This is a genomic window from Klebsiella sp. 54, from assembly GCF_018223875.1.
Lineage (GTDB): Bacteria > Pseudomonadota > Gammaproteobacteria > Enterobacterales > Enterobacteriaceae > Klebsiella > Klebsiella quasipneumoniae.
Window position 1 is genome coordinate 69,364 of record NZ_JAGRRA010000013.1, and the last position, 25,461, is coordinate 94,824.

Consider the following 25,461-nt stretch of genomic DNA (forward strand, 5'->3'; position numbering starts at 1 on the left):
TTACGGATTAACAAAGGTCCGTTTTACCCGCTGTGAACGGCGAAAATAGGGCGCCAGCAGCGCGGCGGCCAGCAGCGGAAACAGTAGCTGACGCAGTGCAAGGACATCCGAAACGGGGGAGAAGGCAAACGCCTTTATCGCCAGCAGCAGCGTAATGAGCAGCCAGATAATATAGTGTTTCGGCACCAGCGAGCGCCGCTTGAAAAAGGCGATGGTCAGCCAGAGCGTATAAAACCACATGGCGAGGGCAAACAGCAACGAGGCGACCCACAGCGCCATGTGTCCGGTGCTCATGGCGCGCAGCAGGGCCCAGGTTTGCGGCGACATGAGGGCATTGGCAAAAAACAGCAGCGATAACGAGGCGCTCAGCAGCGCCACCAGCAACCAGGCCAGCGGTGCCAGCAGCCATCCGCCGATGCGTTCCGCAGATTGAGACGTCATGGTTCTCCCCTATTTAACGCCAGTATATAAAAGCAGGCCGGGAAGTATAAGCAACTGGCGTGAAGGATGACAGTCTTACTGCACGAATCGCCAAACGGATTTAGGCACCTGGCCCACATCGAACAATTTACCGCCGGAAACCAGCTCTGCCCGGCGGTGATCGGCGGCGCGATACATATTAACGATCTCTTCGGTGTCAGTCAGGGAGTAGTTAAGGTGATCAAATAGTTTTTCAAGACTTTCCAGCGAACTGATTTTGCGGAATTTTAATAAATAGTCCAGAACGGTCATTTTCGTATCCATTTTATAATCGGAATAATTACGTTGAATATTATCAGCATTCACTAAACCTACTCTCAACCAACGGCGCCTTCTGCCGGGGCCGCGTGGAATGTTTCAGGTTATATAAACCCATGACAAGGGGCAAAGCCAGCCTTGAAGAGCAGGGAGATGTTTAAGAATATTCTAAATCAGACCGGGCGCCGAATGGCGCCCGCAGGAGAAGATTAACGCTGTTCGCCGCGACTGGCAATAACAGATTTGTACCAATAAAAACTCTTCTTTCGTTTCCGTGCCAGATTTTGCTGGTGGTCCACATAGACAAAGCCATATTGCTTTTGATATCCGTTGAGCCAGCTAAGCAGATCGATAAACGACCAGGGATAATAGCCGCGAACGTCAGCTCCCTGCGCCAGCGCCTTTTCCAGAGCGCCAATATGGCTGCTCAGGTAGTCGATTCGCGGATCGTCGACCACCTCACCGGCAATAATCGGGTCTTTCGCTCCCAGGCCATTCTCGGTGATATAGATCGGGATATCGCCATAGCGCGCCTTGATCATCATAATGCCGTCGGTTAGCCCCTGCGGCCAGATCTCCCAGCCCCATTCGGTATAAGTGCTCTGCGGATTACGCACGAAATAGAATAACCCCTCCACGCCAGGCTCGCCGCCGGTGGGGATTTCGGGCGGCTGGGCGGATACCGTTTCCCGACGATAGTAATTCAGACCGATAAAGTCACAGCGGTTGTCTCGCAGCAGCGCGTCGTCGCCTGGAGCAAAGCGCGGTACTCCCCACAGGGCTTGAGTCTGCGCCAGCAGGGCAGCAGGATAGGTGCCTTTTAGCACCGGATCGTACAGCCAGTGGGTATGGATGGCGTCAGCCAGGTCGGTAGCCTGCCTGTCCGCCTCGCTGTCGGTGAGCGGGGTATGCGGCTGCAGCACATTGACGAAACCAATCTCGCCCGCCACGGCCATCTCGCGAAACGCCTTCACCGCCAGCGCATGGGCGATAAACACGTGATGACAGGCCTGGATGGCGCGCGCCGGATCGCGAACGGCCGGCGGATGCAGGCCGTTAATGTAGCCGTGGCCGATAAAGACGATGGTCTCGTTAAAGGTAGCCCACAGCTTCACCCGCGAACCAAAGCGGGCGTAGCACAGGCGGGCGTACTCGGCGAAGGCTTCGGCGGTGCTGCGTGCTTCCCAGCCGCCCTCATCCTGCAGGGCCTGCGGCAGGTCCCAGTGATAGAGGGTAATCATCGGCTCAATATTATGCGCCAGCAGTTCATCGATCAGATCGCTATAAAACTGCACGCCTGCTTCATTAACCTCGCCGCGCCCGGTGGGCAGCAGGCGCGGCCAGGAGATGGAAAAGCGATAGCTCTGCAGGCCCATCTCGGCCATCAACGCCACGTCTTCGCGAAAACGGTGATAGTGATCGACGGCGATATCGCCGGTGGTCCCTTCAAAGGTGGTTCCCGGCAGGTGAGAGTAGATATCCCAGATTGACGGTCCTTTACCGTCAGCGTCGTGCCCACCTTCAACCTGATACGCTGCGGTAGCGGCACCCCATAAAAAATGTTGCGGAAAAGCGGCCATGAAAAGCTCCCAGTCTGATGATAGAGGGAGTGTAATCAAAGCAAGGATAACTGTGCAACCGGTTTCTGAAACCGGTTGCACAGTTGCGAAGCGGGTCACTGTTTCACGGCGGCGCTACTTTGTCTGCACCACATCCGCTGGCGGTGGCGACTGGTAGTTATCAATATGGTGCGCGATAACCAAAAGCAGTGCGGAAATCCCAAAAACAATCCAGCCAATAAGTTCTACAATACGAGTAAAAACAGTCGTCATAACACTTCAATATCCTTTGAACACAGTGGGAAATGTTACTCTATGGTCAGCAGATCACAAGGGGTATCTGTCTGATTTTGCACGCATGCGTTAAAACCTTAAGTGAAAAAATGATAAGTTTTATTCACGTTTTGTAAGAATATTCTCATTAGTCAGATATTGACATCAGCTGAATAAGAGAGGCGGTTAAATGAGTGATGCGATCCGGGTGGGGCTGGTGGGCTATGGCTATGCCAGCAAAACGTTTCACGCGCCATTAATCAGCGGCACGCCGGGCCTGGCGCTGACGACGGTCTCCAGCAGCGACGCGGCCAAAGTTCATGCCGACTGGCCTGGCGCGAAGGTGGTTAGTGCGGCGGGTGAATTGCTGAACGACCCGGAGATCGATCTGGTGGTCATCGCCACGCCGAACGACACCCACTTCCCACTGGCGAAAGCGGCGCTGGAGGCCGGTAAGCACGTGGTGGTGGATAAACCCTTTACCGTGACACTGTCACAGGCTCGTGAGCTGGAGAGCCTGGCGAAGCACTGTGGCCGGGTGCTGTCGGTATTTCACAATCGGCGCTGGGACAGTGATTTCTTAACGGTCAGAACGTTAATCGACGAAGGCCTGCTGGGAGAGGTGTGTTACTTCGAATCCCATTTCGACCGCTTCCGCCCGCAGGTACGCCAGCGCTGGCGGGAACAGGCGGGCCCCGGGAGTGGAATTTGGTATGATCTCGGACCGCATCTGCTCGACCAGGCGGTGGTGCTGTTTGGTCTGCCGGTGAGCATCACGGTGGAGCTCGCTCAACTTCGGCCCGGCGCGCAATCCACCGACTATTTTCACGCGGTGCTGGCCTATCCACAGCGGCGGGTGGTGCTGCACGGCACATTGCTCGCCGCCGCGGAGAGCGCGCGCTTTATCGTCCACGGCTCGCGGGCCAGCTTTATCAAGTACGGTCTCGACCCGCAGGAGGAGCGGCTGAAAAATGGCGAGCGTTTGCCGCAGGAGGACTGGGGGTATGATATGCGTGACGGTACCCTGACCCGCGCCGAAGGCGACGAACGTAGCGAGGAGACATGGCTGACGCTACCGGGCAATTATCCCGCTTACTATGCCGCTATCCGCGATGCACTCAATGGGGTGGGAGAAAACCCGGTTCCGGCCAGCGAGGCGATTCAAATCATGACCCTGCTTGAGCTCGGTATCGAGTCGGCCCGGCATCGCGCCACGCTCAGCCTTGTGTAAGAGATAGCCCGGCAGCGCGGCTGCCGGGCCGGCTATCAGCCTTTAGCCACCCGCTGAATGAGCGCGGCTTTTTCCTGTTCGCTCAGAAACGCCTGGGTCAGACCATTGATCTGGGCCTGGCGGATCTGCTCCCGGCTCAGGCCCGCCGCCGGCGCCGCCACGGTGTATTCGTGGATAATATCGACCCCCTGGACCGCCGGATCGTCAGTGTTGAGGCTCGCCAGCACGCCGTGCTCAAGGAACTGCTTCAGCGGATGCTGGGCCAGAGAGGGTACGGTGCTGGTTTGCACGTTCGAGGTGAGACAGGATTCAATCCCGATGCGGTGCTCGGCCAGATAGTCCATCAGGGCGGGATCCTGTACCGCTTTTACCCCGTGGCCGATACGCTCGGCGCCCAGCTCACGAATGGCCTGCCAGATACTTTCCGGGCCGGCCGCTTCGCCAGCGTGAACGGTGATATGCCACCCGGCATCGCGGGCCTGGTTAAAATGACTGAGGAACAGCGCCCCCGGGAAGCCCAGCTCATCGCCAGCGAGGTCGAGGGCGGTGATGCCATCGCGGTGGGCGAGCAGCGCCGCCAGCTCTTCCTGACAGGCCGCTTCGCCAAAGGTGCGGCTCAAAATGCCGATCAGGCGGGCGTCGACCTGAAAATCGCGGCACCCCTCACGTACCCCGGCGATCACTGCCTCTACCACGCCGTCAACCGGCAACTGGTGGGTCATCGCCATATAGCGTGGGGAGAAGCGCAGCTCCACGTAGTGCAGGCCATTGCGCGCCGCGTCTTCGACGTTCTCATACGCCACGCGACGGCAGGCTTCCAGCGAGGCCAGGACTTTCACCCCCCAGTCGAGCTTGGCGAGAAAACTGACCAGATCGGGCTCCAGGCTGGTGACCTGGACGTGGGGACGCAGCGTGTCAAGGGTGGTAGCGGGAAGGGTGATATTAAACTCGCGGCCAAGATCGAGGATGGTTTGGGCCCGGATGTTACCGTCAAGGTGGCGGTGAATGTCGGTTAATGGCAATGAGGAATCAATCATGGTCGCACTCTTTTTTTAGTTAAAGTGCACGTCATTATACAACATGAGCATAACTGTTTAAAAGCATTGAAAAAATCTATGCGATACAAACAGCTGGGGGCAATCAGGTCATTTTTACGCGCTTTTTGACTGGCCCCTTCAAAACAGGGGCCGAATGTCATGATCGACGCGATCCTGACCAGACAAGAAAAGCACACGCGCTGACCGCGGCACCCGCAAGGCAGACCGCCTGCCATCCCCAGTGGGAATAAAGCTGTGTGGCAACGATAGCCCCTGCCGCGCTACCCAGCGAATAAAAACACATGTAAGCCCCAACCAGGCGGCTTGCCGCTGCAGGCCTGGCGGCAATGATCAGGCTCTGGTTAGAGACATGTACGGCCTGTACCGCAAAGTCCAGCGCAATGACGCCAGCTAACAGCCAGAGCAAAGAGGTTTCAACATAGGCGATAGGCAGCCATGAGAGAGCCAGCAGCGCCAGCGCCAAGCCGGTAGTACGCTGAGCCCATCCCTGGTCAGCCCACTTTCCCGCTCTTGAGGCGGCCAGCACGCCAGCGAGGCCGGCTAAGCCAAACATCCCCGCCTGGGTGTGCGAGAGGGAAAGGGCGGTAAGCGGCATGACCATAGTTGTCCATAGCATGCTGAAGGCGGCGAAGATAAGAAGCGCCAGGATGCCGCGCTTTCTCAGTTGCGGTTCAGTGATATATAGCTGAAACACTGACTTCAATAAGGAAAGGTAGGTGGACTTTTGTGGCTGCGATTGCTTTGAGGGCGAAGGCATGACCTTCCAGACGACACCGGCCATCAACAGCATCATACAGGCAGCCGTGAGATAAACGGCTCGCCAGCCGGCAATATCGGCTATCGCGCCTGAGATAAACCGAGACAACAGGATGCCTGAAACAATTCCGCTGGTCAGGGTACCCACCGCCTGGCCTCGTTTCTGCGGTGTCGCCAGTATTGCCACCCACGCCACCATCAACTGCACCACAACGGCCATCAGGCCAACGATCAGCATGGCGCCAAGCAGAGTGGCTATATTGGGGGATAACCCTGCTACAACTAACGCCGCCGCTGAAAGCAACAGCTGAGTCATCGCCACGTATTTACGGTTCAGCCAGTCCCCGAGCGGAACCAGGAACAGTAAGCCAATGGCATAGCCCAACTGCGTAGCGGTGATGACGCCGCCAATCATGCCTGGCGCCACCTTGAGGCTGACCGCCATCGAGTCGAGTAAAGGTTGAGCTGAATAAACGTTGGCTACCGCCAGCGCGCAGGTCAGTGAAAACAACGTCGTTATCCCTGCGGTGAGCATCGCGTCGGGGGCTGACGCGGTTTGAATTCCGTGGCCGGTACACCTGCTTGTCTTATCTTTCATAAGAGACCTTCTATCTGGTTGCTTTTTAAAACTCGTTTACCTATAGAAATAGCCATAGTGGTTTTTTTTTGCAACTGGTAAAACGGAAGATTAAGCTAGCATTAGTAGACAGATTGATGAGGAGCGCGCAGATGGCAAAACAGGAATCACTCAGAACCAGTGAATGTCCGGTGGCGAGAACGTTGGAATCCATTGGTGAACGCTGGTGCCTGATGATTATCCGCGAAGCATTTGACGATGTACGGAGATTCAGCGAGTTTCAAAAAAATTTAGGGCTGGCCAAAAATATCCTTGCCGCGCGCCTGAAGCACCTGGTCGAGATCGGTATTTTCGAGATTTTACCGGCATCGGATGGCAGCGCATATAAGGAATACGTCCTGACTGAAAAGGGGCGCTCCGTGTTTCCCATTGTTGTGGCGATGCGTCAATGGGGAGAGCGTTATATGTTTGAGCAGGGAGAAACCTACTCTGTCCTGCTGGATAACGAACACGGCCAGCCGCTTCAATATCTGGATGTGCGTTCCGCTCAGGGAGATAAATTGCAACCAGGCGACTGTCATCGCCGGCGCGTTGTATCAGATACCAGCGCCGAATAATGTCGTGAAGGGTTTGCGGGATTCTAGTGAGAATACGATCGTACCGCTAAAGGGTTGTGGAACAATCCTGACCTATTTTTTGCGCACTGCTTCTGATGCTAACTCCCCGGACGCGTAACAGTGACCCGCCGCCAGCCGCATAATCATTTACATTTATATTTTATTTGAATGTATTCATGTTACATATTAAATTCTGCTTACTTTATCGACGATGAGGCAGGGATGCGGATGTGGAAAGCGTAATCCATAGTAATATTGAGGGTTTTCTGCTGTTGTTATTAAGCATGTGGCCCATTCTGCTGGTGGTATTCGTTGGCGTCGCGATCTCCTTCTATACCATGCTGTTACGCAAAACGGCGCTGGCCTGCCTGCTGTTCGCCGTCGCCATCGGCGCCGCAGGCTGGAGCTTTGCCTGACGCCAGGCCTCAGGGTTTATCCAGCAGGCTCATACTGGAGGTGGCGGCGCCATCATTCAGATTGGACGGCGAATGCCAGTCGCGACCCGCCAGGGCGCTGTCTCCCTGACCACTACTGGCGACGCTGTCCTGCTGCGTCGACAGCGTTGACCCTTCAAGCGCTTCCTCTGCCCCCGACTGGTCGGGCAGAGAACTGCTATACCCGCCATTATTCGAATACGTATCCATACCGTTGACTTCATTCGGCACCGTGTCGGTAGTGGTCCCGTCATCGTTAATGCAAAATGAGCCACCGATGCCGTTAGGCTGACAGTCCGCGGCGAAAGTCGGGCTGGCCAGCGCGGTCAGCAGCAATAGCGGTAAGCTCATTTTCTTCATTTTCATCTCCATACGCAGCGTGGCCGACAGATGTTCTCAACTATAGAGGGGAGAGCGCGGCGGCAGGTAACAAAAATGTTTAATTTTGTAATAGCGGATGGTATCCGGCGCCCGTTCGCGTGGTCCGGGTGCAGCGGCTCGGCACAATGCGGTAATCAATGGTTAATTCAACGTAAAGGTTAATGAAAATTTAAGAGAAGGCCGCTATGTTGGCACAATCACACTTTCCATTAAGGATATTCCATGCGCGATAAATATTCCGGCCTGCAGATCGGCATCCACTGGCTGGTCTTTCTGCTGGTGGTGGTGGCCTATGCGGCGATGGAGCTGCGCGGATTTTTCCCCCGCAGCGATCGGCCGCTGATCAATATGGTTCATGTTTCCTGCGGAATCACCATTTGCGTGCTGATGGTGGCGCGTCTGCTGGTGCGGCTGAAAATGCCGACGCCGCCGATCGTGCCAAAGCCGTCACCGATGATGACTGGTTTCGCCCATCTCGGCCATCTGATTATCTATCTGCTGTTTATCGGCCTGCCGCTGATTGGCATGGTAATGATGTACTGGCGCGGGAATCCCTGGTACGCCTTTGGCCTGACGATGCCGTATGCTCCGCAGAGCGATTTTGAGCGGGTGGACACCCTGAAAGCGATCCATGAATGGTTAGCGAACGCCGGTTACTTCGTGATTGGCCTGCATGCCTTTGCTGCGCTGCTCCATCATTACTGGTGGAAAGATAATACCCTGCTGCGAATGATGCCCCGTAAGCGCTGAAGGGTTTGCTTCAACATTCAGACCCCGTCCCGCGACGGGGTTTTTTTTGCCTTTGTGGTGAATAAAATATAGTATACCCCCCTATATGATACGGAGGCGTTATCGTGCCACATTCACCTGAAGATAAAAAACGGGCGCTCAGCCGCGTACGACGCATCCGCGGCCAGGTTGAAGCCCTTGAACGCGCGCTGGAGTCCGGCGAGCCCTGTATGACTATCCTGCAGCAGATCGCCTCGATTCGCGGGGCGGCAAACGGTCTGATGGGCGAAATGGTGGAGATCCACCTGCAGGACGAGCTGGTCAGCGGCGACACCACCCCGGACCAGCGGGCCGCGAGAATGGCAGAGGTCGGTCATCTGCTACGATCCTATTTAAAATAACATCACGACGAGGAAGAGACAGTTATGAAATCACGCGCAGCAGTGGCCTTTGGCCCCGGTCAGCCGTTAAAAATCGTAGAGATCGACGTCGCGCCGCCGAAAAAAGGCGAAGTTCTGGTGAAAATCACCCATACCGGCGTGTGCCATACCGATGCTTTCACCCTTTCCGGCGACGATCCGGAAGGGGTCTTCCCGGCGGTGCTGGGCCATGAAGGCGGCGGCGTGGTCGTGGAAGTGGGCGAGGGCGTCACCAGCCTTAAGCCGGGCGATCATGTCATCCCGCTGTATACCGCCGAATGCGGCGAGTGCAAATTCTGTAAGTCGGGTAAAACCAATCTCTGTCAGGCGGTACGCGCTACCCAGGGCAAAGGGCTGATGCCGGACGGCACCACCCGTTTCTCGTATAACGGCGAACCGATTTATCACTACATGGGCACCAGCACCTTCAGCGAATACACGGTCTGCGCTGAGATCTCGCTGGCGAAAGTCAATCCGCAGGCGCCGCTGGATAAAGTGTGTCTGCTGGGCTGCGGCGTGACCACCGGTATCGGCGCGGTGCACAACACGGCGAAGGTTAAGGCCGGGGATACCGTCGCGGTCTTTGGTCTGGGCGGCATCGGCCTGGCGGTGATCCAGGGCGCTGTGCAGGCGCAAGCCGGGCGCATTCTGGCAGTCGATACCAACCCGGATAAGTTCACTCTCGCTAAAGAGATGGGGGCTACCGACTTTATCAACCCCAACGACTACGATAAGCCGATTCAGGATGTGATCGTTGAGCTGACCGACGGCGGGGTGGATTTCAGCTTCGAGTGCATCGGTAATGTCAATGTGATGCGCGCGGCGCTGGAGTGCTGCCATAAGGGTTGGGGCGAGAGCGTCATTATCGGCGTGGCCGGCGCCGGGCAGGAGATCAAAACCCGTCCGTTCCAGCTGGTGACAGGCCGCGTGTGGCGCGGCTCCGCCTTTGGCGGCGTGAAAGGCCGTAGCCAGCTGCCGGGAATGGTGGAAGACGCGATGGCGGGTAAAATTCGCCTCGACCCGTTTATTACTCATCGCCTGCCGCTGGAGCAGATTAACGAGGCCTTTGACCTGATGCATGAAGGCAAATCGATTCGCACCGTGATCCACTTTGGCGACCAGTAATCGCTAACGCGCAAGGCGTTTCGGCAACAGCAAAAAAGGGCCCGGATGGGCCCTTTTGCTTAAGTCAATCAGTGATGGTCAGGGAGCGCGTAGGCGATAATGTAATCGCCGCGATCCGGAGACTGACGGGCGCCGCCCGCATTGATAATGATGTACTGCTTACCGGTTTTCGGCGACACGTAGGTCATCGGGCCTGACTGGCTGCCAACCGGCAGACGGGATTTCCAGATCTCCTTGCCGTTAGCGGTATCAAAGGCGCGCAGGTAGAAATCCTGAGTGCCGGCGAAGAACAGCAGCCCGGACTGCGTCGCCAGCGACGCGCCAAGGGTCGGCATACCGATCGGAATCGGCATGTGCATGCGGATCCCCAGCGGCCCGGTATCCTCTACGGTACCTACCGGCACCTGCCACACCAGTTTCCCGGTTTTCAGATCCACCGCGGACATGGTGCCGAACGGCGGCTTCTGGCACGGAATGCCCAGCGGCGACAGGAAACGTTCGCGCATGGCGCCAAACGGCGTGCCTTCCATCGGCACGATGCCCATCTCGATGCCGCTGGCGTCTTTCGCCACCTTCTCGCGCGGCACCATATAGTTGGCGAGACCCAGACGCATATCGTTAACGAACATCAGGCTGTTGTTGGGATCCACCGAGACGCTGCCCCAGTTCATGCCGCCAAGCGAGCCCGGGAACTGCAGGGAGCGGTCTTCTCCCGGCGGGGTAAAGACGCCCTGATGGCGCATCTCTTTGAACTGGATACGGCACAGCAGCAGGTCGATCGGCGTCGCTCCCCACATATCGGACTCGGTCAGCGTCTGGTTACCGATCATCGGCATTCCCACCGAGTAAGGCTGCGTCGGCGAGTAGCGCTCGCCTTTGACATTGCCCACCGGCACCGGCCGCTCTTCCACTTTCGCCACCGGCTCGCCGGTTTCGCGGTTGAGCATAAAGATCATGCCCTGCTTGCTGGTCTGCACCAGCACCGGGGTGGTGCCGCCCTTGCCGTCAGGCAGATCGTACAGCAGCGGCTGAGACGGCAGGTCAAAGTCCCACAGGTCGTGGTGGGTGGTCTGGAAGTGCCAGCGTACCTGGCCGGTAGCGGCATCCACGGCGACGATGGAGGAGCTGTATTTATCGTCCAGCGCGGTTCGTTCGCCGCCAAAGAAGTCAGGCGTAGCGTTACCGGTCGGCAGATAGATCAGGTTCAGCTTCGCGTCGTAAGACATCGCCGACCAGACGTTCGGCGTGCCGCGCGTATAGGTCTGGCCCTCCGGCGGTACGCCGGTCAGCGCCGGATTACCCGGATCCCACGCCCAGGCCAGTTTACCGGTGTGGACGTCAAACGCACGGACCACCCCCGGCGGTTCCCCGGTAGAGTAGTTATCCGCGACGCGGCCGCCGACCACCACCACATTACCCGCGACCAGCGGGGTGGAGGTCTGCTGATAGTAACCTGCTTTGACTTCGCCCATCCCGACGCTAAGGTCGACAATACCGCGATCGCCGAAGCTCTCGCACAGTTTGCCGGTGTCGGCATCAATGGCGATCAGGCGGGCATCGATCGTTGGCAGGAACAGACGACGGGAGCAAGCGGCAGGCTGAGCGCCTGACGCTGGCGTCGTCTGCGCCTGGCTATCTTCGTAATAGCCTAAGCCGCGGCAGCGCTGCCAGTTAGGCGAAGAGGATTTGGAGTCATAGCGCCATTTCTCTTTGCCGCTGTCGACATCCAGCGCCAGCACTTTGCTGTAAGGGGTACAGACGTAGAGGGTATCGCCAATCTGCAGCGGGGTATTCTGATCTTCCGCGCCGGAGCCATTGCTCTGTGGGATATCGCCAGTATGCGCCACCCAGGCTACCTGCAGCTGGTTGACGTTTTGCTTGTTGATTTGATCCAGGGCGGCGAAGCGGTCGCCGTGGGTGGTGTTGCCCCAGTGCGCCCAGTTTTTCTGCTCTTCGCCCGGCGCGACGGGTTTCACCGGCACCGCTTCCGTGGCGCTGACCAGCGGTTCGGATTTAAACATCCAGCCAAAGCTTCCCGCCAGCGCCACGGCGAGCACGGCGGCGATGGCAAAAGCCGGGCCTTTTTTCGCCGGCGAGCTGGCAAGGAAAGGCCAGACCAGGGCGGCGAGGAAGGCCAGCACGCCAAGGGCGAACAGACGCGAGAAGAGCGGCCAGAAGTTCCAGCCAGCGTCGCCGATCGCCCAGATCACCGAAGCGATAAACGCCACGGCGTACAGCAGAATACCCCCGCGGCGGCGACGGAAAATCAGCACCGCCGCGATAACCATCACCACGCCCATCAGCGCGAAGTACAGCGTGCCGCCGACGAGAGCCAGTTTTGCCCCCAGAATACCGATAGCCAGACCGATGATCAGCATCAGTCCGGCGAGAAGCCACTGCAGGATCCGGGGGAATCCGCGCGGCGCGTTGCCAGTTGTCATGAAATCTCCTTAACCACACCAGCCACCTCAGTGCGAACCAAATGAAACAAAGTTATTTTGTTTTATTTTTGAATGAAGTGGTTTGTATCTTCATAAAGCCAAGTTTATTGCCTGTTTTGATTTCGTATGAACCATTTGGTGAAATCGCGATATGATAGATCTGTTAAAGAAATTTGCGCAAATGTTAATAAATAATTTCGCACTAAATGATTATTTTGCTGAATGTGACGCAGTCAGCGTTGGCTCCCCGGCCGCTACGGGCCGGGGGATCAGCGGATCAGGCAGGCATTGATTTACGAATAGCGCTGAGCAGGGTTTGTGTACCGGGGGTCAGCGTCGCATCGACGCGGGTTAGAATGCCGATGGGCTCCCCGGCGCCCTGGGTGGCAATCGGCAGGGCGGTCAGTACGCCACGGCGAAGATCGTCTTTCACCGCCCCGGAAGGGACGAACCAGACATAGTCAAAATCGACCGTCAGCTGGCGCGACAGTGAAGCGGAGAGGGTCTCGATGCAGCCGGCGGGCATTTTACAGCCCTGGCTCTGGAGCAGCGCTTCGGCGTTTTGCCGCGGCACGGTGCCCTTTGGCGAGACCACCACCGGCCACTCCATCACCCGACTGAGGGTCACGGTCTCCTGCAGCAGAGGATGTCCCGGGCGTACCACCAGCTTAAGGGATTCCAGGAACAGCAGTTCGTAATGCAGCCCGCTCATCAGCTCCGGATCGGACATCCGTCCGATGCCGATGTCGATCTCCCCGGATTTTAACCCGGCGAGCAGCATGGTGTTGTTCATGGTGGCGACCTGCAGCGTGATATCTTTTTGCTGCTTATGGAACTGGCCGATCACCGTCGGTAGGATCCCCAGCGCGGCGGTAGGCAGCGCGCCGATGCGCACGATATCGTTATTCAGGCCCTCTTTACGGTTCAGCGCCTGGCCCGCCGAGTTAAGGGCATCAAGCACTTTCACGGCATGAGTCAGAAACTGTTCCCCGACCAGCGTCAACTGCGCCCCCAGACGTCCCCGCTCAAACAGACGGGTACCGGTCAGCTGTTCAAGCTCGTTAAGCGTTTTTGAAAGTGCTGGCTGGCTCAGATTTAAAGTTTCAGCCGCGCGCCCCAGCGTTCCCTGTTGAGCGACGGCCACGAAGGTGTGTAGATGGCGCAAGCGAATGCGCTGACTGAAGAGACCATTTTTTTCCATAGTAAGATGATGTTAAAAACACAGCGGTGAAAGAGACAAGCGGCCTTGTTTAAATTTGATAACCAGATTGCAAAATATTATTAACATTTGAGCTGATTACATTACAAGATCTTTCCCTATGGTTTAACACGCCGTCGCCCCGGCTGTACGGGGCGACGGCGGTGGTCAGCATGGCCGCTAGATATCGAAAAAGACGGTTTCGTTCTCGCCCTGCAGATAAATGTCGAAACGATAGACCACTTCCGCACCGCGAACCTCGCGCTCGGCGATTAAGGTTTTGCGTCTCACCTCCCATTCGATGAGATTCAGCACCGGGTCGCTGGCATTGGCCTCGTGCTCATCGGCGAAATACATCCGCGTATTCAGGCCAATGTTGATCCCCCGAGCCACCACCCACAGATTGACGTGCGGCGCCATCAGACGGCCGTCGCGGCCAACCACCGCGCCGGGCTTGATGGTTTCAAAGCGCCAGACGCCGGAGGTGAAGTCAGAGCAGGTGCGCCCCCAGCCGCGAAAGCCTGGGTCGACCGCTTTCTGCTGCTGACGGTCCTCAGGATGGTTATAGCGTCCCGCGGCGTTAGCCTGCCAGATCTCCAGCAGCACGTCGCGGACCGGAGTCCCGGAGCCGTCGATAACCCGGCCTTCAATGGTGATCCGTTCCCCGATCGTATCGGCGGTGGTGAGAACCGGACCAAAATTTTTTTCAAAAATATGAAAACCCGCCGCGTCCGGTGCCAGACCGATATGAACATAGGGTCCCGCAGTCTGCGAGGCGGTTTCAGGCAGATACTCTTTCATCGGGCGGCCCCCTGAGTGCGATTTTCAAACAGCGTGGCGCGATGGCCGCGCAGAACAAGGTCGAAGCGGTAGGCCAGACAATCCAGCGGCACGGCGGCGTGCATGTCCAGCTCGGCGATCAGGGTGCGCACGGCGTCGTCATTATTAATGGTCCTGACGATCGGACACTGCTTGATCAACGGGTCGCCTTCGAAATACATCTGGGTGATCAGGCGCTGGGCCCAGGCGTCGCCTGAAAGCGAGAAATGAATATGCGCCGGACGCCAGTCGCTGGCCTGGTTGCGCCAGGGGTAGGGGCCGGGCTTGATGGTGCGAAAACAGTAATAACCGTTCTCGTCGGTCAGCACCCGACCGCAGCCGCCGAAGTTCGGGTCAATCGGCGCCAGATACTGATCTTTTTTATGTCGATAGCGGCCGCCGGCATTGGCCTGCCACACTTCCACCAGGGTGTTTTTCATTGGTCGGCCGAAACCATCCCGCACATAGCCGTGCACAATGATCCGCTCGCCAATCGGCAGGCCTTCTTTGGCATAGTTAAGGATAAGGTCATTATCCAGCGGTCCCAGGTCGTCGCGGCTAAACACCGGGCCGGTGATCTCTGACAGCGAGTTCTGCAGGGAGATTAGGGCGTTTTTCGGGGAGCGCAGGACGCTGGTTTTATAGCCCGGGGCGTAAGCGGGCGGGTGACTACTGTAATCGCGATGGATAACCTCGCGCGGGGACCATTTATCGTTCATCGGGTACTCCGTATAGAGGGTAGAGAGGCATGTTGTTGTAATGTCGCCAGAAACAGTGTGTGTAAATATATTGTTAATTTAAAGTGAAATTACAGGGTGTTTTTCATAACCGTCGGTTATGCCCTGCGCCATGCCCATGACCGGAAGCAGGTTATCGCCATCACAGTTTGTAAATTCTTCCCCCCGCCGGGAGGCAGCTTTCCTACACTCCAGGAAGTATTCACTGGAGGTAACACATCATGGCGAACACCATCACGGCTGATGAGATTCGGGAGCAGTTTTCGCAGGCCATGTCGGCCATGTACCAGCAGGAAGTTCCGCAGTACGGGACGCTGCTGGAGCTGGTGGCTGACGTCAACCTGGCGGTACTGGAAAATAATCCGAAGCTGCATGAACAACTGGCCAACGCCGACGAGCTGGCTCGCCTGAACGTTGAGCGCCACGGGGCGATCCGCGTGGGCACAGCGGAGGAACTGGCGACGCTGCGTCGCATGTTTGCCATCATGGGGATGTATCCCGTCAGCTATTATGATCTTTCACAGGCCGGCGTGCCGGTTCATTCCACGGCGTTTCGTCCTGTCGACGATGCCGCGCTGGCGCGCAATCCGTTTCGGGTTTTTACCTCGCTGCTGCGTCTGGAGCTGATCGAAAACCGCGCTCTGCGTGAGCGAGCCGAGGCGATCCTCGCCCGGCGCAACATATTCACTCCCCGCTGTCTGGCGCTGATCGCCCGGCACGAGGCCGAAGGGGCGTTCACCCCTGCGGAAGCCCGCGAGTTCGTGCAGGAGGCGCTGGAGACCTTCCGCTGGCACCGGCATGCCACCGTCGATGAGGAGACCTACCACGCGCTGCATCGCGAGCATCGCTTGATTGCCGATGTGGTCTGCTTCCCGGGATGTCATATCAACCACCTCACGCCGCGGACGCTGGATATTGACCGCGCGCAGGCCCTGATGCCGGAGTGCGGCATTGAGCCAAAGGCCTTGATCGAAGGTCCGCCGCGCCGGGAGGTACCGATCCTCCTGCGACAGACCAGCTTCAAGGCGCTTGAGGAGCCAGTAATGTTCGCCGGCGAACACCGCGGCACTCACAGCGCCCGCTTCGGCGAAATTGAGCAGCGCGGCGTGGCGCTGACGCCAAAAGGACGCGCGCTATACGACCGATTGCTGCAGGCAGCAGGGACCGGCAAAGACAATCTCAGCCACCAGCTGCATCTGCAGGAGGTATTCCGCGAATTTCCCGACAGCGAATTTCTGCTGCGTCAGCAGGGGCTGGCCTGGTTTCGCTACCGCCTGACGCCGGCTGGCGAGGCCCATCGCCACGCGTTTCGCCCGGGCGACGATCCCCAGCCGCTGATCGAGCGCGGGTGGATAGTGGCCCAGCCTATCGTCTATGAGGATTTTTTACCGGTCAGCGCGGCGGGCATTTTTCAGTCCAATCTGGGTAACGAAACCCAGGCCCGCAGCCACGGGAATGCCAGCCGCGAAGCCTTTGAAGCGGCGCTGGGTTGTCCGGTGCAGGATGAATTTGAACTGTACCAGCAGGCGGAGGAGCGCAGCAAACGACGTTGCGGTCTGCTGTAAAATCAGTAACCTGCTGGCATCAGCCTTACAGGGAGCAGGTTATGCAACATCCGTCGAAACCGTTGGCGAAAACCCGGCAGGGCACGCTGGCCGGGAGCGCAGAGCAGGGGATCCATATCTGGCGCGGCATTCCGTACGCCGCGCCGCCCGTGGGGCCGCTGCGCTGGCGCGCGCCGCAGCCTCCCGCCCGCTGGCCGGGCGTGCGTCAGGCCGACGCCTTTTCCGCCGCCAGCTGGCAGGACATTGACTACTGCCGCGAACTTGGCGGCGGGGATCCCGGTCGCTTCAGCGAAGACTGTCTCTATCTCAACGTCTGGGCCCCCGCCAGCGCAGCGCAGCCGCTGCCGGTGATGGTCTGGCTGCACGGTGGCGGGTTTACCATCGGCGCCGGTAGCCTGCCGCCTTACGATGGCCTGGCGCTGGCCAGCCGCGACGTGGTGGTGGTGACGGTCAACTACCGTCTGGGCCACCTCGGCTTTTTCGCCCACCCGGCGCTGGAAGAAGAGGCGGGCGAGCGGCTGTATAACTTCGCGCTGCTCGACCAGATCGCCGCCCTGCAGTGGGTCCAGGAAAACATTCACGCCTTCGGCGGCGACGCCGCCAACGTCACGCTGTTTGGCGAATCCGCCGGCGCGCGCAGCGTGCTGTCGCTGATGGCCTCGCCGAAAGCGAAAGGGTTGTTCCATAAAGCGATTATTCAGAGCGGGTATACCTTACCCGATCTGCCGCGGGAAAAGGCGCTGGAGAAAGGCCGTCTGCTGGCGGAACATTTCGCCTTACCACAGGCCAGCGCTGAGCAACTGCGGGCAATCCCGGCGGAGGCCTTCTGGTCGCTTTCCGCCCCGCTGAATATCGGGCCAGCGCCCATCGCAGGCGATACCGTGCTCCCGCAGCCGATGCTGGAGACCTTTTTTGCCGGGCGCCAGCATCCGATGCCGGTGATCATCGGCTCCAACAGCGATGAAGCCAGCGTGATGGCGGTGTTTGGCGTCGACATCGCCGGGCAGATCCAGAAACTGCGCCGTGAGCGCCGTCTGGGTCTGGGACTGATCAAACTCCTCTATCCCGGCGTAAAAGGCGATGAAGCGCTGGGGCGGGAAGTCTGTCGGGATATGGCGTTTACCACCCTCGGCTATGTGGTGATGCAGGCCCAGCAGCGCGTGGGCCAGTCGTGCTGGCGGTACTGGTTCGATTATGTCGCGGAAGCGGAACATGACGCCTATCCGCACGGCGCCTGGCACGGCAACGAGGTGCCCTACGTGTTTGATAACCTGCGGCTCACCGACCCGGTGCGGCAGTATGCCAGTGAAGCGGATCTGGCCTTCGCCGCTCAGGTCGCTGACTACTGGGTCCAGTTTGCCCGCGTCGCCAGCGGCGAGCAGGTGCTTGCCGGCGCGGTGCGCTGGCCGGCGTGCCTGCGCGGACGGGATCGTTTGCTGCGCATTGGCCTGCATAAGCGTGCCGGGTTTAAAGTGGAGAATCGCTTTATGCGCGCCCGGCTGGCGCTGTTTCGCCGGGTGATGAAGCACCACGTGACCCTCGAATAAAGGGGATGGGGGCGGCTCAGCGGGGCACGCCCCTGCTGCAGGCCGCGGGTGGCTAAGAAACGGCCCGGCGATGAGACAGGGTGCCGGGAGAGTGCTGTCCGCTTTGTTTAAGACGGGTTTGCGTTAGATATTGCGCTCTCCCTCCGCCGGCGATGAAAAAACAGCCTGTTCTGGTAGACAGGGCTTTTTTACCGTTTTTCTGCTGGCAACAATTGGATTATTAATCGTTTTTGTCTAGAGTGGGCGGAAATTATCACGCAGCGTGATGACGCGTTGCGAATCATTTCACCCGTGCAGAAGGACGCTTTCTCAGGCATGAACCGCAGACGTTTTCTTAAATCTTCCATGGCTGTTGCCGCCGTATGCGGAACGTCAGGAGTCGCTTCCTTATTCAGTCAGGCCGCGTTTGCTGAAGACGCGGGCATTGCCGACGGGCAGACGCGTCGGTTCGATTATGCCGTGCTGCAGGCGATGGCCCACGATCTGGCGCGCCAGCCGTGGGGCGGGGCACCGCGCGATCTGCCGCCGACGCTGGCCAATCTCACCCCGCAGGCTTATAACAGCATTCAGTATGACGCTAACCACTCGCTATGGAACAATATTGAAGAACGCAAACTGGATATCCAGTTTTTCCACGTCGGGATGGGGTTCCGTCGCCGCGTGCGCATGTTCTCTTTAGACGCCGCCACCCAGCAGGCGCGCGAGATCCACTTCCGTCCGGAGCTGTTCAAGTACAATGACGCCGGGGTAGATACCCGGCAGCTGGAAGGGCAGTCCGACCTCGGCTTCGCCGGGTTCCGGGTATTTAAAGCACCTGAGCTGGCGCGCCGGGATATCGTGGCGTTTCTCGGCGCCAGCTATTTTCGCGCGGTAGACAGCACCTACCAGTATGGCCTGTCGGCCCGTGGGCTGGCGGTGGATACCTTTACCGATACCCCGGAAGAGTTCCCCGATTTCACCTCTTTCTGGTTCGAAACGGTCAAAGGGGACGCCACGGTCTTTACCGTTTACGCCCTGCTCGACAGCCCGAGCATCACTGGCGCCTACAAGTTCACCATCCACTGCCAGGATACCCAGGTCATTATGGACGTGGAGAACCATCTCTACGCCCGCAAGGATATCAAACAGCTGGGGATCGCGCCGATGACCAGCATGTTCAGCTGCGGCAACAACGAGCGTCGGATGTGCGATACCATCCACCCGCAGATCCACGACTCCGATCGGCTGTCGATGTGGCTGGGCAACGGCGAATGGGTCTGCCGGCCGCTGAACAACCCGCAGAAGCTGCAGTTCAACGCCTTCCAGGACAAGAACCCGCGCGGCTTTGGTCTGCTGCAGCTGGACCGTGATTTTTCCCACTACCAGGACGTGATGGGCTGGTATAACAAGCGTCCCAGCCTGTGGGTTGAGCCGCGTAACCAGTGGGGCAAAGGGGCGGTCAGCCTGATGGAGATCCCGACCACTGGTGAAACGCTGGATAATATCGTCTGCTTCTGGCAGCCGGAAAAGGCAGTGAAGGCGGGCGACGAACTCGACTTCAGCTACCGTCTCTACTGGAGCGCACAGCCGCCGGTCAGCACACCGCTGGCGCGTGTGCTCGCCACCCGCACCGGGATGGGGGGCTTCCCGGAGGGATGGGCGCCGGGCGAACACTACCCGGACAAGTGGGCGCGTCGTTTTGCCATCGACTTTGTTGGCGGCGATCTGAAAGCGGCCGCGCCGCGCGGTATTGAACCGGTGATCACCCTCTCCAGCGGCGAAGCGAAGCAGATTGAAATCCTCTACGTCGAGCCGTTCGATGGCTACCGGATCCTCTTCGACTGGTATCCGACTTCCAACTCGACCGACCCGGTGGAGATGCGTCTGTTCCTGCGCTGTCAGGGAGAAGCCATCAGCGAAACCTGGCTCTATCAGTACTTCCCGCCGGCGCCGGATAAACGTAACTACATTGACGACCGGATCATGAAATAACCCCGTGACAGCCGTGGCCCCAGGCACCCCCTGCGGGCCCGTAGAGAGCCCCATGACCACAGACATTCCAGCAGTACCGGAGTCGATCCCGGTGACCGAGGCGCTGACGCTTATCGCCATTGATGAACGCTACGTCAGCGACCTGCACCAGCTGGTGGTGAAAAACCAGCGCTGGCTACAGCAGTCGCTCAGCTGGGCCGGCGAGGTGCGCAGCGAAGAGGAGACCCGCCGCCATGTGCAGGGTAACGTGATGCTGCATCAGCGGGATTACGCCAAAATGTTTTTGCTGTTTCTCGAAAAGCGGCCGATTGGCGTTCTGTCGTTCAACCAGATCGAGCCGCAGAATAAGACGGCCTATATTGGCTACTGGATCGATGAGGATCACCAGGGGCAGGGGTATCTGTCCCGTTCCCTGCAGGCCTTTATCCACCACTATGCCCGCAGCGGGCTGGTGCGCCGGTTTGTGATCAAATGTCGGGTGGCGAATACCCGCAGCAACCAGGTGGCGTTGCGTAACGGGTTTGTTCTGGAAGGCTGTCTCCGACAGGCCGAGTATCTGAACGGCAGCTATGACGATCAGAATATCTACGCCCGTATTATTGACCGCGACGAGGCGCTACAGGGCGCCTAACAGCGGCGTTCGGGTGATCTGCTGTTGGCCGCCGAGGGTCTTCGGGCCGCGCAGGTGAATGGCTTCTCCTTCCCGTGCGGCGATTTGCACCTCGTCCCCAAGAGTGACCTGGTGCTCAACGATCACATCGCCGACGATGACAGCCCGCCCCTGGATCAGCACGTCGTCATCAAGCAGAATCGGTCCACCGCGCAGCTGCGCCTCGCCGCCCACCATCGCCCGATGCTTTAGCAGACAGTTGCCTTCAATCACCGCATTCTCCGCGACCTGCGAGCTGTAGCGCACGGTGGGAATGGCGTCCTCACCGCGTCCCGCGATCAGACGGGCATGCCCGTAAATCCGCGCGTTATCGCACACCCAGACGTCGTTCTCCTCGTTTCCCTCGAGCCTGGCATGCTCAAAGACTTCCGCCCGATGTTCGACAAAAGCGTGTTCGACGAAGGCCTCGCCATAGATCTGCGCCTGGTGGAGAATGCGCGACGCGCTGACGGTGGCTCGCTGATAAATCTGCAGCACTTTGTCGCGATCGGCGGTCAGCCCACGGGCGGCAATGACTTGACAGTGGGGCAGAAGACGCGCCTCGTCGGCGAGGCGACAGTAGCCGCGCACCAGACTCTGGCTAATCGTGACGTTGTCACCAATCTGCGCGTGATGGCTGACCTGCGAGGCGTGAATGGATGCCCGTCCGCTGATGATAGCCCCATGGCTGACCACGCAGGGGCCATTGAGTCGGGCATCGTCGAGGATGCGCGCCCCGGCGAAGACCACGCTATTGGCATCGTAGATCCAGCACTCTCCCTGCTGGCTGAGGGCGCTTTCTTCATCCACCCAGCCGCCTTCGCTGCCCGCTTTGACGTCAGCGAAATCGATAAGCGCCACGATCTGGCGCAGGGTGACGCACTGTTTGCCATCCTCTTCCTGGTAACAATACTGCCGGGTCTGTTCGCTGAGACGGTATTTACGCATTCCCGATCCTCATTACTTATGGTTAACATAAACATAGCAAAGATCGCCGTAGCGCGTGGTATAAGGTTCCTTTAGAATGCAACTTCAAATTTAATTGATAACATCAATAAAATGAACAAAACGTATAGGTCGCAGCAGGTGCTTAACCTGCCGGCGGGATATTTTGGCATGGTGCTTGGCACCATCGGGATGGGCTTTGCCTGGCGTTACGCCAGCACCCTCTGGCCGGTCAGCCGCAGTATTGGTGATGGGCTGGTGACGCTGGCGATAGCGATATGGGTCCTGCTCAGTATGGCGTTTATCAGCCGGGCGATCCGCTTTCCGGCGAGTGTGCTGCAGGAGATGCGACATCCGGTCAGCAGCAGCTTCGTCAGCCTGTTTCCCGCCACCACGTTGCTGGTATCGATTGGTCTGGCGCCCTGGTGTCGACCGCTGGCCATCGGGCTGTTTGTGCCGGGCGTGGCGCTGCAGCTGGCCTATGCCGCCTGGCAAAGCGGCGGCCTGTGGCGGGGAAACCATCCTCGCGAGGCCACTACGCCGGGGCTGTATCTGCCCACGGTGGCGAATAATTTTATCAGCGCGATGGCCTGCGGCGCGCTGGGGTTTACCGACGCCGGACTGGTGTTCCTTGGCGCCGGGGTCTTCTCCTGGCTGAGCCTCGAGCCGGCTATCCTCCATCGTCTGCGCAGCGCAGGCGAACTGCCGACCGCGCTGCGCACGTCGCTGGGGATCCAGCTGGCGCCTGCGCTGGTGGCCTGCAGCGCCTGGCTCAGCGTTAACGGCGGTGAGGCCGATACCTTCGCTAAGCTGCTGTTCGGCTACGGTATGTTACAGCTGCTGTTTATGCTGCGTCTGATGCCTTGGTATCTTCGCCAGCCGTTCAATGCTTCTTTCTGGAGCTTCTCGTTCGGTATCTCCGCCCTGGCCACCACCGGCCTGCATCTGGGCCAGGCGAAGGCGGACGGCTTTTTTCATCATCTGGCGCTGCCGCTCTTTATTTTTAGCAATCTGGTCATCGGCCTGCTGCTGCTGCGCACAGGGCTGCTGTTGGTCAGCGGGAAACTGTTGCTACAGGTCGACCGGGAAACACTCCTGAATAAGAAGGAAGGATCATGACAACGCGAGACGCGGATTATTTTAGTGAAAAATATGGCCTGACCCGCACCCACTCTGAGGTGCTGCATGCCGCGACGATTGTGCCGCCGGGAAGGGCGCTGGATCTGGGCTGCGGCAACGGACGTAACAGTCTTTATCTGGCGGCGAATGGCTTCACGGTGACGGCGTGGGATAAAAATGCGATGAGCATCAACAATCTGGAGACTATTCGCGCCGCCGAAGGGCTGGATAATCTGCAGACCGCGGTGAAAGACCTCAACAGCCTGGCCTTTGACGGCGAGTATGATCTGATCCTCTCCACCGTAGTGATGATGTTCCTCGAGCCTGACACCATCCCTGGACTCATCGGCAATATGCAGCGCTGCACCGCCGCCGGGGGCTATAACCTGATTGTCGCGGCGATGGACACCGAGGACTATCCCTGCACCGTCGGCTTCCCGTTTGCTTTTAAACCCGATGAACTTCGGGAGTACTACCGGGACTGGGAATTACTGAAATATAATGAGGACGTCGGTGAGCTGCATCGGACCGACGCCAGCGGCAACCGGATCAAATTGCGCTTCGCCACGCTGCTGGCGCGCAAGCCCGCATAATCCTCAGCGGCGCGTGTAATTACTGAGATTGACCGCGCCGCCTCTCACGAATACACCTCGGATCAAGAAGCGCGAAAATCCTCGCTGAAAAGAAAGGTTAAAGCCGACCTGTTAACGTTTTAAGTAATTATTTAATAACGTAATGTTGATCCCATCAATATTTGTATATCTTCCTTGACGAAGCCCTCATTTTGTCACAAAACTAGTGGGTCTTATCTGCTATAACGTCTGCCGAAAAAACTGCATTTACAGGGATCTCTTTATGCGTACTCGCGTGTTATTTAAAGTCGCCGCTCTGGCGGGGATGTTAGCGTTGACGGGCTGTGCGTCCAAACTGGCGCAACCGAATCAGTATTCGGGCTTTTTAAAAGACTATTCCAACCTGAAAGAAGCCACCACTGCCTCCGGTAAGTCGGAGCTGCGTTGGATCGATCCAAACTACAATCCGGCCAACTACGATAATGTCGTCTACCATCCGGTAACGTACTATCCAGTACCGAAGCCGACGACCCAGGTGGGTGAAAAGGCGCTGCAGGATATTTTGAATTACACCAACAAACAGCTCAAACAGGCCATTTCCGAGCGTAAACCGCTGGCAACCACCGCCGGCAAGCGTAGCCTTATTTTCCGCGGGGCGATTACCGGAGTGGACTCCAGCAAAGAAGGGCTGCAGTTCTATGAAGTGGTTCCGGTAGCGATGATTGTTGCCGGTACTCAAGCCGCCACCGGCCATCGTACGATGGACACCGACCTCTATTTTGAAGCCGAACTGATTGACGCCAGCACCAACAAGCCGGTGATCAAAGTGGTTCGTAAAGGTGAGGGCAAAACCCTGGCCAATGAAAACACGCCGCTGACTATCGAAACCATGAAGCAGGTGATCGATGATATGGCGGTAGACGCCGTCAAATTCGACCCTTCCCAGCGGTAATCTCGTCAGCGCCGTCTGCTGACGGCGCTGATTTATCTTCCGCCGTTTCAGGCCAGCTTTCGGCGCAGCAGCAGCTGTTCCGGTTTGGCAAACATCACCAGATTACCCAACAGGATCAGCGCCAGTCCAATAACGGCGTTGCTGTGCCATACATACCCTTCATAGACGGTGGAGATGGACAGGGCGACCAGCGGAAACAGCAGCGTACTGTAGGCGGCTTTGCTGGCGCCGATGCGCCCCACAAGGGTGAAATAGGCGCCGAAGGCGACAACTGAGCCGAACAGCGCCAGGTAAAGCAGGGCGCCAAGATAGCTGACGGTCCACTCCGGCATGAAATTATCCCCGCGGAGCAGAGCGATAGCCCCCATCACCAGCGTGCCGTACAGCATCGCCCAGCTGTTGGTGGTCAGCGTCTCCAGCCCCCGCCGCTGGTGACGAATACTGAACATATTGCCCAGCGAAAAGCCATAGGTGCCCAGCGCGCTCAGACCGATCCCCCACAGTAGCGTAGCGTTTAGCCCGTTGGCCAGCAGGTCATCCCAGAACAGGGTGACGATACCGGCCAGACCGAGCGCGGCGGCAGCCCAGAAGCGTCCCGGCGGCTGCTGGCGGAAGAAAAGAAAGCTGTTGATGGCGTTAAACAGTACCGCCATGGAAAAGATCACCGACTCCAGACCGGTGTTGATCCAGGCGGCGGCGGTATAAAAGCACCAGAAATTGAAGCAGAAGACGCAGCAGCCCTGCAGCAGGCAGCAGAAATGGTCCTTCGCGCCCAGCGGCCGCAGACGTCGTGTGACGAGCAGAATCGTCAGCATTGTGACGCTGGCCACGGCGAAACGCCAGAATATCGATACCGGCGCCGCCACCGGCCCCTGCTGTAAAAAAATAGCAATCCACGTCGTCCCCCAGATAACGACAACGAGTGCATAAAGTAATGCGTTCACCCTGGTTCTCCTCTGCTTGTTGAACGGAGGAGTATGCCGCCTGCCGCAACCTGCGGCTTTCATCCGCTTGTTGTCGGCTTGCAAATTCTTGCGCTTATTTGTCTT

General features: G+C 58.3%; 26 protein-coding genes. 13 read left to right on the top strand and 13 right to left on the bottom strand.

The features are described from left to right. From KHQ24_RS21900 to blr, 4 genes are all read right to left on the bottom strand, one after another. Nucleotides 1–441: a DUF2569 domain-containing protein gene (locus tag KHQ24_RS21900; RefSeq protein WP_004202845.1), complete on the bottom strand. Its 441-nt coding sequence runs from the start codon at nucleotides 439–441 to the stop codon at nucleotides 1–3. A gap of 75 nt (nucleotides 442–516) precedes the next feature. Continuing rightward, on the bottom strand, nucleotides 517–732 hold the full coding sequence (gene ydgT / locus KHQ24_RS21905) for a transcription modulator YdgT (RefSeq protein WP_004202843.1): 216 nt from the start codon (nucleotides 730–732) through the stop codon (nucleotides 517–519). A 215-nt stretch (nucleotides 733–947) separates the two neighbouring features. After that, the gene (locus KHQ24_RS21910) at nucleotides 948–2,318 is read right to left on the bottom strand and encodes a GH1 family beta-glucosidase (protein ID WP_017900465.1); all 1,371 of its coding nucleotides are present in this window, start codon (nucleotides 2,316–2,318) and stop codon (nucleotides 948–950) included. Between the two features lie 114 nt (nucleotides 2,319–2,432). Next, nucleotides 2,433–2,570 carry a division septum protein Blr gene (blr, locus tag KHQ24_RS21915; protein WP_012541534.1) on the bottom strand — a complete coding sequence of 46 codons (138 nt, stop codon included), beginning with the start codon at nucleotides 2,568–2,570 and terminating at the stop codon, nucleotides 2,433–2,435. A gap of 190 nt (nucleotides 2,571–2,760) precedes the next feature. Between blr and KHQ24_RS21920 the strand changes: the two genes are divergently transcribed. Then, nucleotides 2,761–3,801, top strand: a complete 1,041-nt coding sequence (locus KHQ24_RS21920) for an oxidoreductase (RefSeq protein WP_211777468.1) — start codon at nucleotides 2,761–2,763, stop codon at nucleotides 3,799–3,801. A 35-nt stretch (nucleotides 3,802–3,836) separates the two neighbouring features. On the opposite strand, the gene add is transcribed toward KHQ24_RS21920, so the two are convergent. Together add and KHQ24_RS21930 are read right to left on the bottom strand one after the other, a co-directional pair. Beyond that, entirely contained in the window at nucleotides 3,837–4,838 is a 1,002-nt protein-coding gene (gene add / locus KHQ24_RS21925) for an adenosine deaminase (RefSeq protein ID WP_004202835.1), read from the bottom strand. A 157-nt stretch (nucleotides 4,839–4,995) separates the two neighbouring features. Next, nucleotides 4,996–6,150 (bottom strand): MFS transporter, encoded by a 1,155-nt coding sequence (locus KHQ24_RS21930; protein ID WP_074194523.1) that lies wholly within the window; start codon nucleotides 6,148–6,150, stop codon nucleotides 4,996–4,998. Between the two features lie 194 nt (nucleotides 6,151–6,344). Here KHQ24_RS21930 and KHQ24_RS21935 point away from each other — a divergent pair, with 194 nt between their 5' ends. After that, nucleotides 6,345–6,809, top strand: coding sequence for a winged helix-turn-helix transcriptional regulator (locus KHQ24_RS21935; protein ID WP_023318421.1), 465 nt, complete (start codon nucleotides 6,345–6,347; stop codon nucleotides 6,807–6,809). 230 nt (nucleotides 6,810–7,039) lie between these two features. After that, nucleotides 7,040–7,225, top strand: a complete 186-nt coding sequence (locus KHQ24_RS21940; RefSeq protein WP_053810313.1) for a hypothetical protein — start codon at nucleotides 7,040–7,042, stop codon at nucleotides 7,223–7,225. A gap of 9 nt (nucleotides 7,226–7,234) precedes the next feature. Here the strand turns inward: KHQ24_RS21940 and KHQ24_RS21945 are convergent, their stop codons facing one another. Further along, on the bottom strand, nucleotides 7,235–7,603 hold the full coding sequence (locus KHQ24_RS21945) for a hypothetical protein (RefSeq protein ID WP_032456163.1): 369 nt from the start codon (nucleotides 7,601–7,603) through the stop codon (nucleotides 7,235–7,237). 243 nt (nucleotides 7,604–7,846) lie between these two features. On the opposite strand from KHQ24_RS21945, the gene cybB reads away from it, so the two are divergent. From cybB to KHQ24_RS21960, 3 genes are all read left to right on the top strand, one after another. Beyond that, nucleotides 7,847–8,374, top strand: a complete 528-nt coding sequence (gene cybB / locus KHQ24_RS21950) for a cytochrome b561 (protein WP_032456162.1) — start codon at nucleotides 7,847–7,849, stop codon at nucleotides 8,372–8,374. Between the two features lie 104 nt (nucleotides 8,375–8,478). Next, the gene (locus KHQ24_RS21955) at nucleotides 8,479–8,754 is read left to right on the top strand and encodes a metal/formaldehyde-sensitive transcriptional repressor (protein ID WP_004202822.1); all 276 of its coding nucleotides are present in this window, start codon (nucleotides 8,479–8,481) and stop codon (nucleotides 8,752–8,754) included. Between the two features lie 24 nt (nucleotides 8,755–8,778). Further along, a complete protein-coding gene (locus KHQ24_RS21960; protein WP_004202819.1) occupies nucleotides 8,779–9,897 on the top strand; it encodes an S-(hydroxymethyl)glutathione dehydrogenase/class III alcohol dehydrogenase in 1,119 nt (372 codons plus the stop codon). A gap of 68 nt (nucleotides 9,898–9,965) precedes the next feature. On the opposite strand, the gene KHQ24_RS21965 is transcribed toward KHQ24_RS21960, so the two are convergent. The 4 genes from KHQ24_RS21965 to pcaH form a co-directional block, all read right to left on the bottom strand. Next, nucleotides 9,966–12,338 (bottom strand): glucose/quinate/shikimate family membrane-bound PQQ-dependent dehydrogenase, encoded by a 2,373-nt coding sequence (locus KHQ24_RS21965; RefSeq protein ID WP_065697001.1) that lies wholly within the window; start codon nucleotides 12,336–12,338, stop codon nucleotides 9,966–9,968. A 277-nt stretch (nucleotides 12,339–12,615) separates the two neighbouring features. After that, nucleotides 12,616–13,539 (bottom strand): LysR substrate-binding domain-containing protein, encoded by a 924-nt coding sequence (locus KHQ24_RS21970; RefSeq protein WP_004143800.1) that lies wholly within the window; start codon nucleotides 13,537–13,539, stop codon nucleotides 12,616–12,618. Nucleotides 13,540–13,716: 177 nt separating this feature from the next. After that, entirely contained in the window at nucleotides 13,717–14,337 is a 621-nt protein-coding gene (gene pcaG / locus KHQ24_RS21975) for a protocatechuate 3,4-dioxygenase subunit alpha (RefSeq protein ID WP_211777469.1), read from the bottom strand. Beyond that, entirely contained in the window at nucleotides 14,334–15,074 is a 741-nt protein-coding gene (gene pcaH, locus KHQ24_RS21980) for a protocatechuate 3,4-dioxygenase subunit beta (RefSeq protein ID WP_004202816.1), read from the bottom strand. Before pcaH ends, pcaG begins: the two co-directional genes overlap by 4 nt. Nucleotides 15,075–15,313: 239 nt before the next feature. Between pcaH and KHQ24_RS21985 the strand changes: the two genes are divergently transcribed. The 4 genes from KHQ24_RS21985 to rimL all read left to right on the top strand — a co-directional run bounded on the left by KHQ24_RS21985 (nucleotide 15,314) and on the right by rimL (nucleotide 20,806). After that, nucleotides 15,314–16,657 (top strand): VOC family protein, encoded by a 1,344-nt coding sequence (locus KHQ24_RS21985; RefSeq protein WP_023318417.1) that lies wholly within the window; start codon nucleotides 15,314–15,316, stop codon nucleotides 16,655–16,657. A gap of 41 nt (nucleotides 16,658–16,698) precedes the next feature. Further along, nucleotides 16,699–18,204: a carboxylesterase/lipase family protein gene (locus KHQ24_RS21990; RefSeq protein ID WP_211777470.1), complete on the top strand. Its 1,506-nt coding sequence runs from the start codon at nucleotides 16,699–16,701 to the stop codon at nucleotides 18,202–18,204. A gap of 315 nt (nucleotides 18,205–18,519) precedes the next feature. After that, nucleotides 18,520–20,175: a glucan biosynthesis protein D gene (locus KHQ24_RS21995; RefSeq protein ID WP_043519995.1), complete on the top strand. Its 1,656-nt coding sequence runs from the start codon at nucleotides 18,520–18,522 to the stop codon at nucleotides 20,173–20,175. Nucleotides 20,176–20,227: 52 nt separating this feature from the next. Next, nucleotides 20,228–20,806, top strand: a complete 579-nt coding sequence (gene rimL, locus KHQ24_RS22000) for a 50S ribosomal protein L7/L12-serine acetyltransferase (protein WP_004202802.1) — start codon at nucleotides 20,228–20,230, stop codon at nucleotides 20,804–20,806. On the opposite strand, the gene ydcK is transcribed toward rimL, so the two are convergent. Beyond that, on the bottom strand, nucleotides 20,792–21,772 hold the full coding sequence (gene ydcK, locus KHQ24_RS22005; RefSeq protein ID WP_087833022.1) for a YdcK family protein: 981 nt from the start codon (nucleotides 21,770–21,772) through the stop codon (nucleotides 20,792–20,794). The genes rimL and ydcK overlap by 15 nt on opposite strands. 111 nt (nucleotides 21,773–21,883) lie before the next feature. On the opposite strand from ydcK, the gene tehA reads away from it, so the two are divergent. The 3 genes from tehA to KHQ24_RS22020 all read left to right on the top strand — a co-directional run bounded on the left by tehA (nucleotide 21,884) and on the right by KHQ24_RS22020 (nucleotide 24,412). Next, nucleotides 21,884–22,888, top strand: coding sequence for a dicarboxylate transporter/tellurite-resistance protein TehA (gene tehA, locus KHQ24_RS22010; protein ID WP_119620712.1), 1,005 nt, complete (start codon nucleotides 21,884–21,886; stop codon nucleotides 22,886–22,888). Further along, on the top strand, nucleotides 22,885–23,481 hold the full coding sequence (gene tehB / locus KHQ24_RS22015; protein WP_017900473.1) for a tellurite resistance methyltransferase TehB: 597 nt from the start codon (nucleotides 22,885–22,887) through the stop codon (nucleotides 23,479–23,481). Before tehA ends, tehB begins: the two co-directional genes overlap by 4 nt. A 262-nt stretch (nucleotides 23,482–23,743) precedes the next feature. After that, nucleotides 23,744–24,412, top strand: coding sequence for a DUF3313 domain-containing protein (locus KHQ24_RS22020; RefSeq protein ID WP_004202796.1), 669 nt, complete (start codon nucleotides 23,744–23,746; stop codon nucleotides 24,410–24,412). A 47-nt stretch (nucleotides 24,413–24,459) separates the two neighbouring features. On the opposite strand, the gene KHQ24_RS22025 is transcribed toward KHQ24_RS22020, so the two are convergent. Continuing rightward, entirely contained in the window at nucleotides 24,460–25,356 is an 897-nt protein-coding gene (locus KHQ24_RS22025; protein ID WP_032456156.1) for a DMT family transporter, read from the bottom strand. Between the last annotated feature and the right edge of the window lie 105 nt (nucleotides 25,357–25,461).

Bases quoted from the DNA above. Each gene is read 5' to 3' on its own strand.
- pcaG (WP_211777469.1), bottom strand. From the start codon at position 14,337: ATGAAAGAGTATCTGCCTGAAACCGCCTCGCAGACTGCGGGACCCTAT.
- add (WP_004202835.1), bottom strand. From the start codon at position 4,838: ATGATTGATTCCTCATTGCCATTAACCGACATTCACCGCCACCTTGAC.
- KHQ24_RS21965 (WP_065697001.1), bottom strand. From the start codon at position 12,338: ATGACAACTGGCAACGCGCCGCGCGGATTCCCCCGGATCCTGCAGTGG.
- KHQ24_RS21920 (WP_211777468.1), top strand. From the start codon at position 2,761: ATGAGTGATGCGATCCGGGTGGGGCTGGTGGGCTATGGCTATGCCAGC.
- KHQ24_RS21935 (WP_023318421.1), top strand. From the start codon at position 6,345: ATGGCAAAACAGGAATCACTCAGAACCAGTGAATGTCCGGTGGCGAGA.
- KHQ24_RS21995 (WP_043519995.1), top strand. From the start codon at position 18,520: ATGAACCGCAGACGTTTTCTTAAATCTTCCATGGCTGTTGCCGCCGTA.
- ydcK (WP_087833022.1), bottom strand. From the start codon at position 21,772: ATGCGTAAATACCGTCTCAGCGAACAGACCCGGCAGTATTGTTACCAG.
- KHQ24_RS21970 (WP_004143800.1), bottom strand. From the start codon at position 13,539: ATGGAAAAAAATGGTCTCTTCAGTCAGCGCATTCGCTTGCGCCATCTA.
- KHQ24_RS21990 (WP_211777470.1), top strand. From the start codon at position 16,699: ATGCAACATCCGTCGAAACCGTTGGCGAAAACCCGGCAGGGCACGCTG.
- KHQ24_RS21900 (WP_004202845.1), bottom strand. From the start codon at position 441: ATGACGTCTCAATCTGCGGAACGCATCGGCGGATGGCTGCTGGCACCG.
- KHQ24_RS21960 (WP_004202819.1), top strand. From the start codon at position 8,779: ATGAAATCACGCGCAGCAGTGGCCTTTGGCCCCGGTCAGCCGTTAAAA.
- KHQ24_RS21945 (WP_032456163.1), bottom strand. From the start codon at position 7,603: ATGAAGAAAATGAGCTTACCGCTATTGCTGCTGACCGCGCTGGCCAGC.
- tehB (WP_017900473.1), top strand. From the start codon at position 22,885: ATGACAACGCGAGACGCGGATTATTTTAGTGAAAAATATGGCCTGACC.
- cybB (WP_032456162.1), top strand. From the start codon at position 7,847: ATGCGCGATAAATATTCCGGCCTGCAGATCGGCATCCACTGGCTGGTC.
- KHQ24_RS21910 (WP_017900465.1), bottom strand. From the start codon at position 2,318: ATGGCCGCTTTTCCGCAACATTTTTTATGGGGTGCCGCTACCGCAGCG.
- KHQ24_RS21985 (WP_023318417.1), top strand. From the start codon at position 15,314: ATGGCGAACACCATCACGGCTGATGAGATTCGGGAGCAGTTTTCGCAG.
- tehA (WP_119620712.1), top strand. From the start codon at position 21,884: ATGAACAAAACGTATAGGTCGCAGCAGGTGCTTAACCTGCCGGCGGGA.
- blr (WP_012541534.1), bottom strand. From the start codon at position 2,570: ATGACGACTGTTTTTACTCGTATTGTAGAACTTATTGGCTGGATTGTT.
- rimL (WP_004202802.1), top strand. From the start codon at position 20,228: ATGACCACAGACATTCCAGCAGTACCGGAGTCGATCCCGGTGACCGAG.
- ydgT (WP_004202843.1), bottom strand. From the start codon at position 732: ATGACCGTTCTGGACTATTTATTAAAATTCCGCAAAATCAGTTCGCTG.
- KHQ24_RS21930 (WP_074194523.1), bottom strand. From the start codon at position 6,150: ATGCTCACCGCAGGGATAACGACGTTGTTTTCACTGACCTGCGCGCTG.
- pcaH (WP_004202816.1), bottom strand. From the start codon at position 15,074: ATGAACGATAAATGGTCCCCGCGCGAGGTTATCCATCGCGATTACAGT.
- KHQ24_RS22020 (WP_004202796.1), top strand. From the start codon at position 23,744: ATGCGTACTCGCGTGTTATTTAAAGTCGCCGCTCTGGCGGGGATGTTA.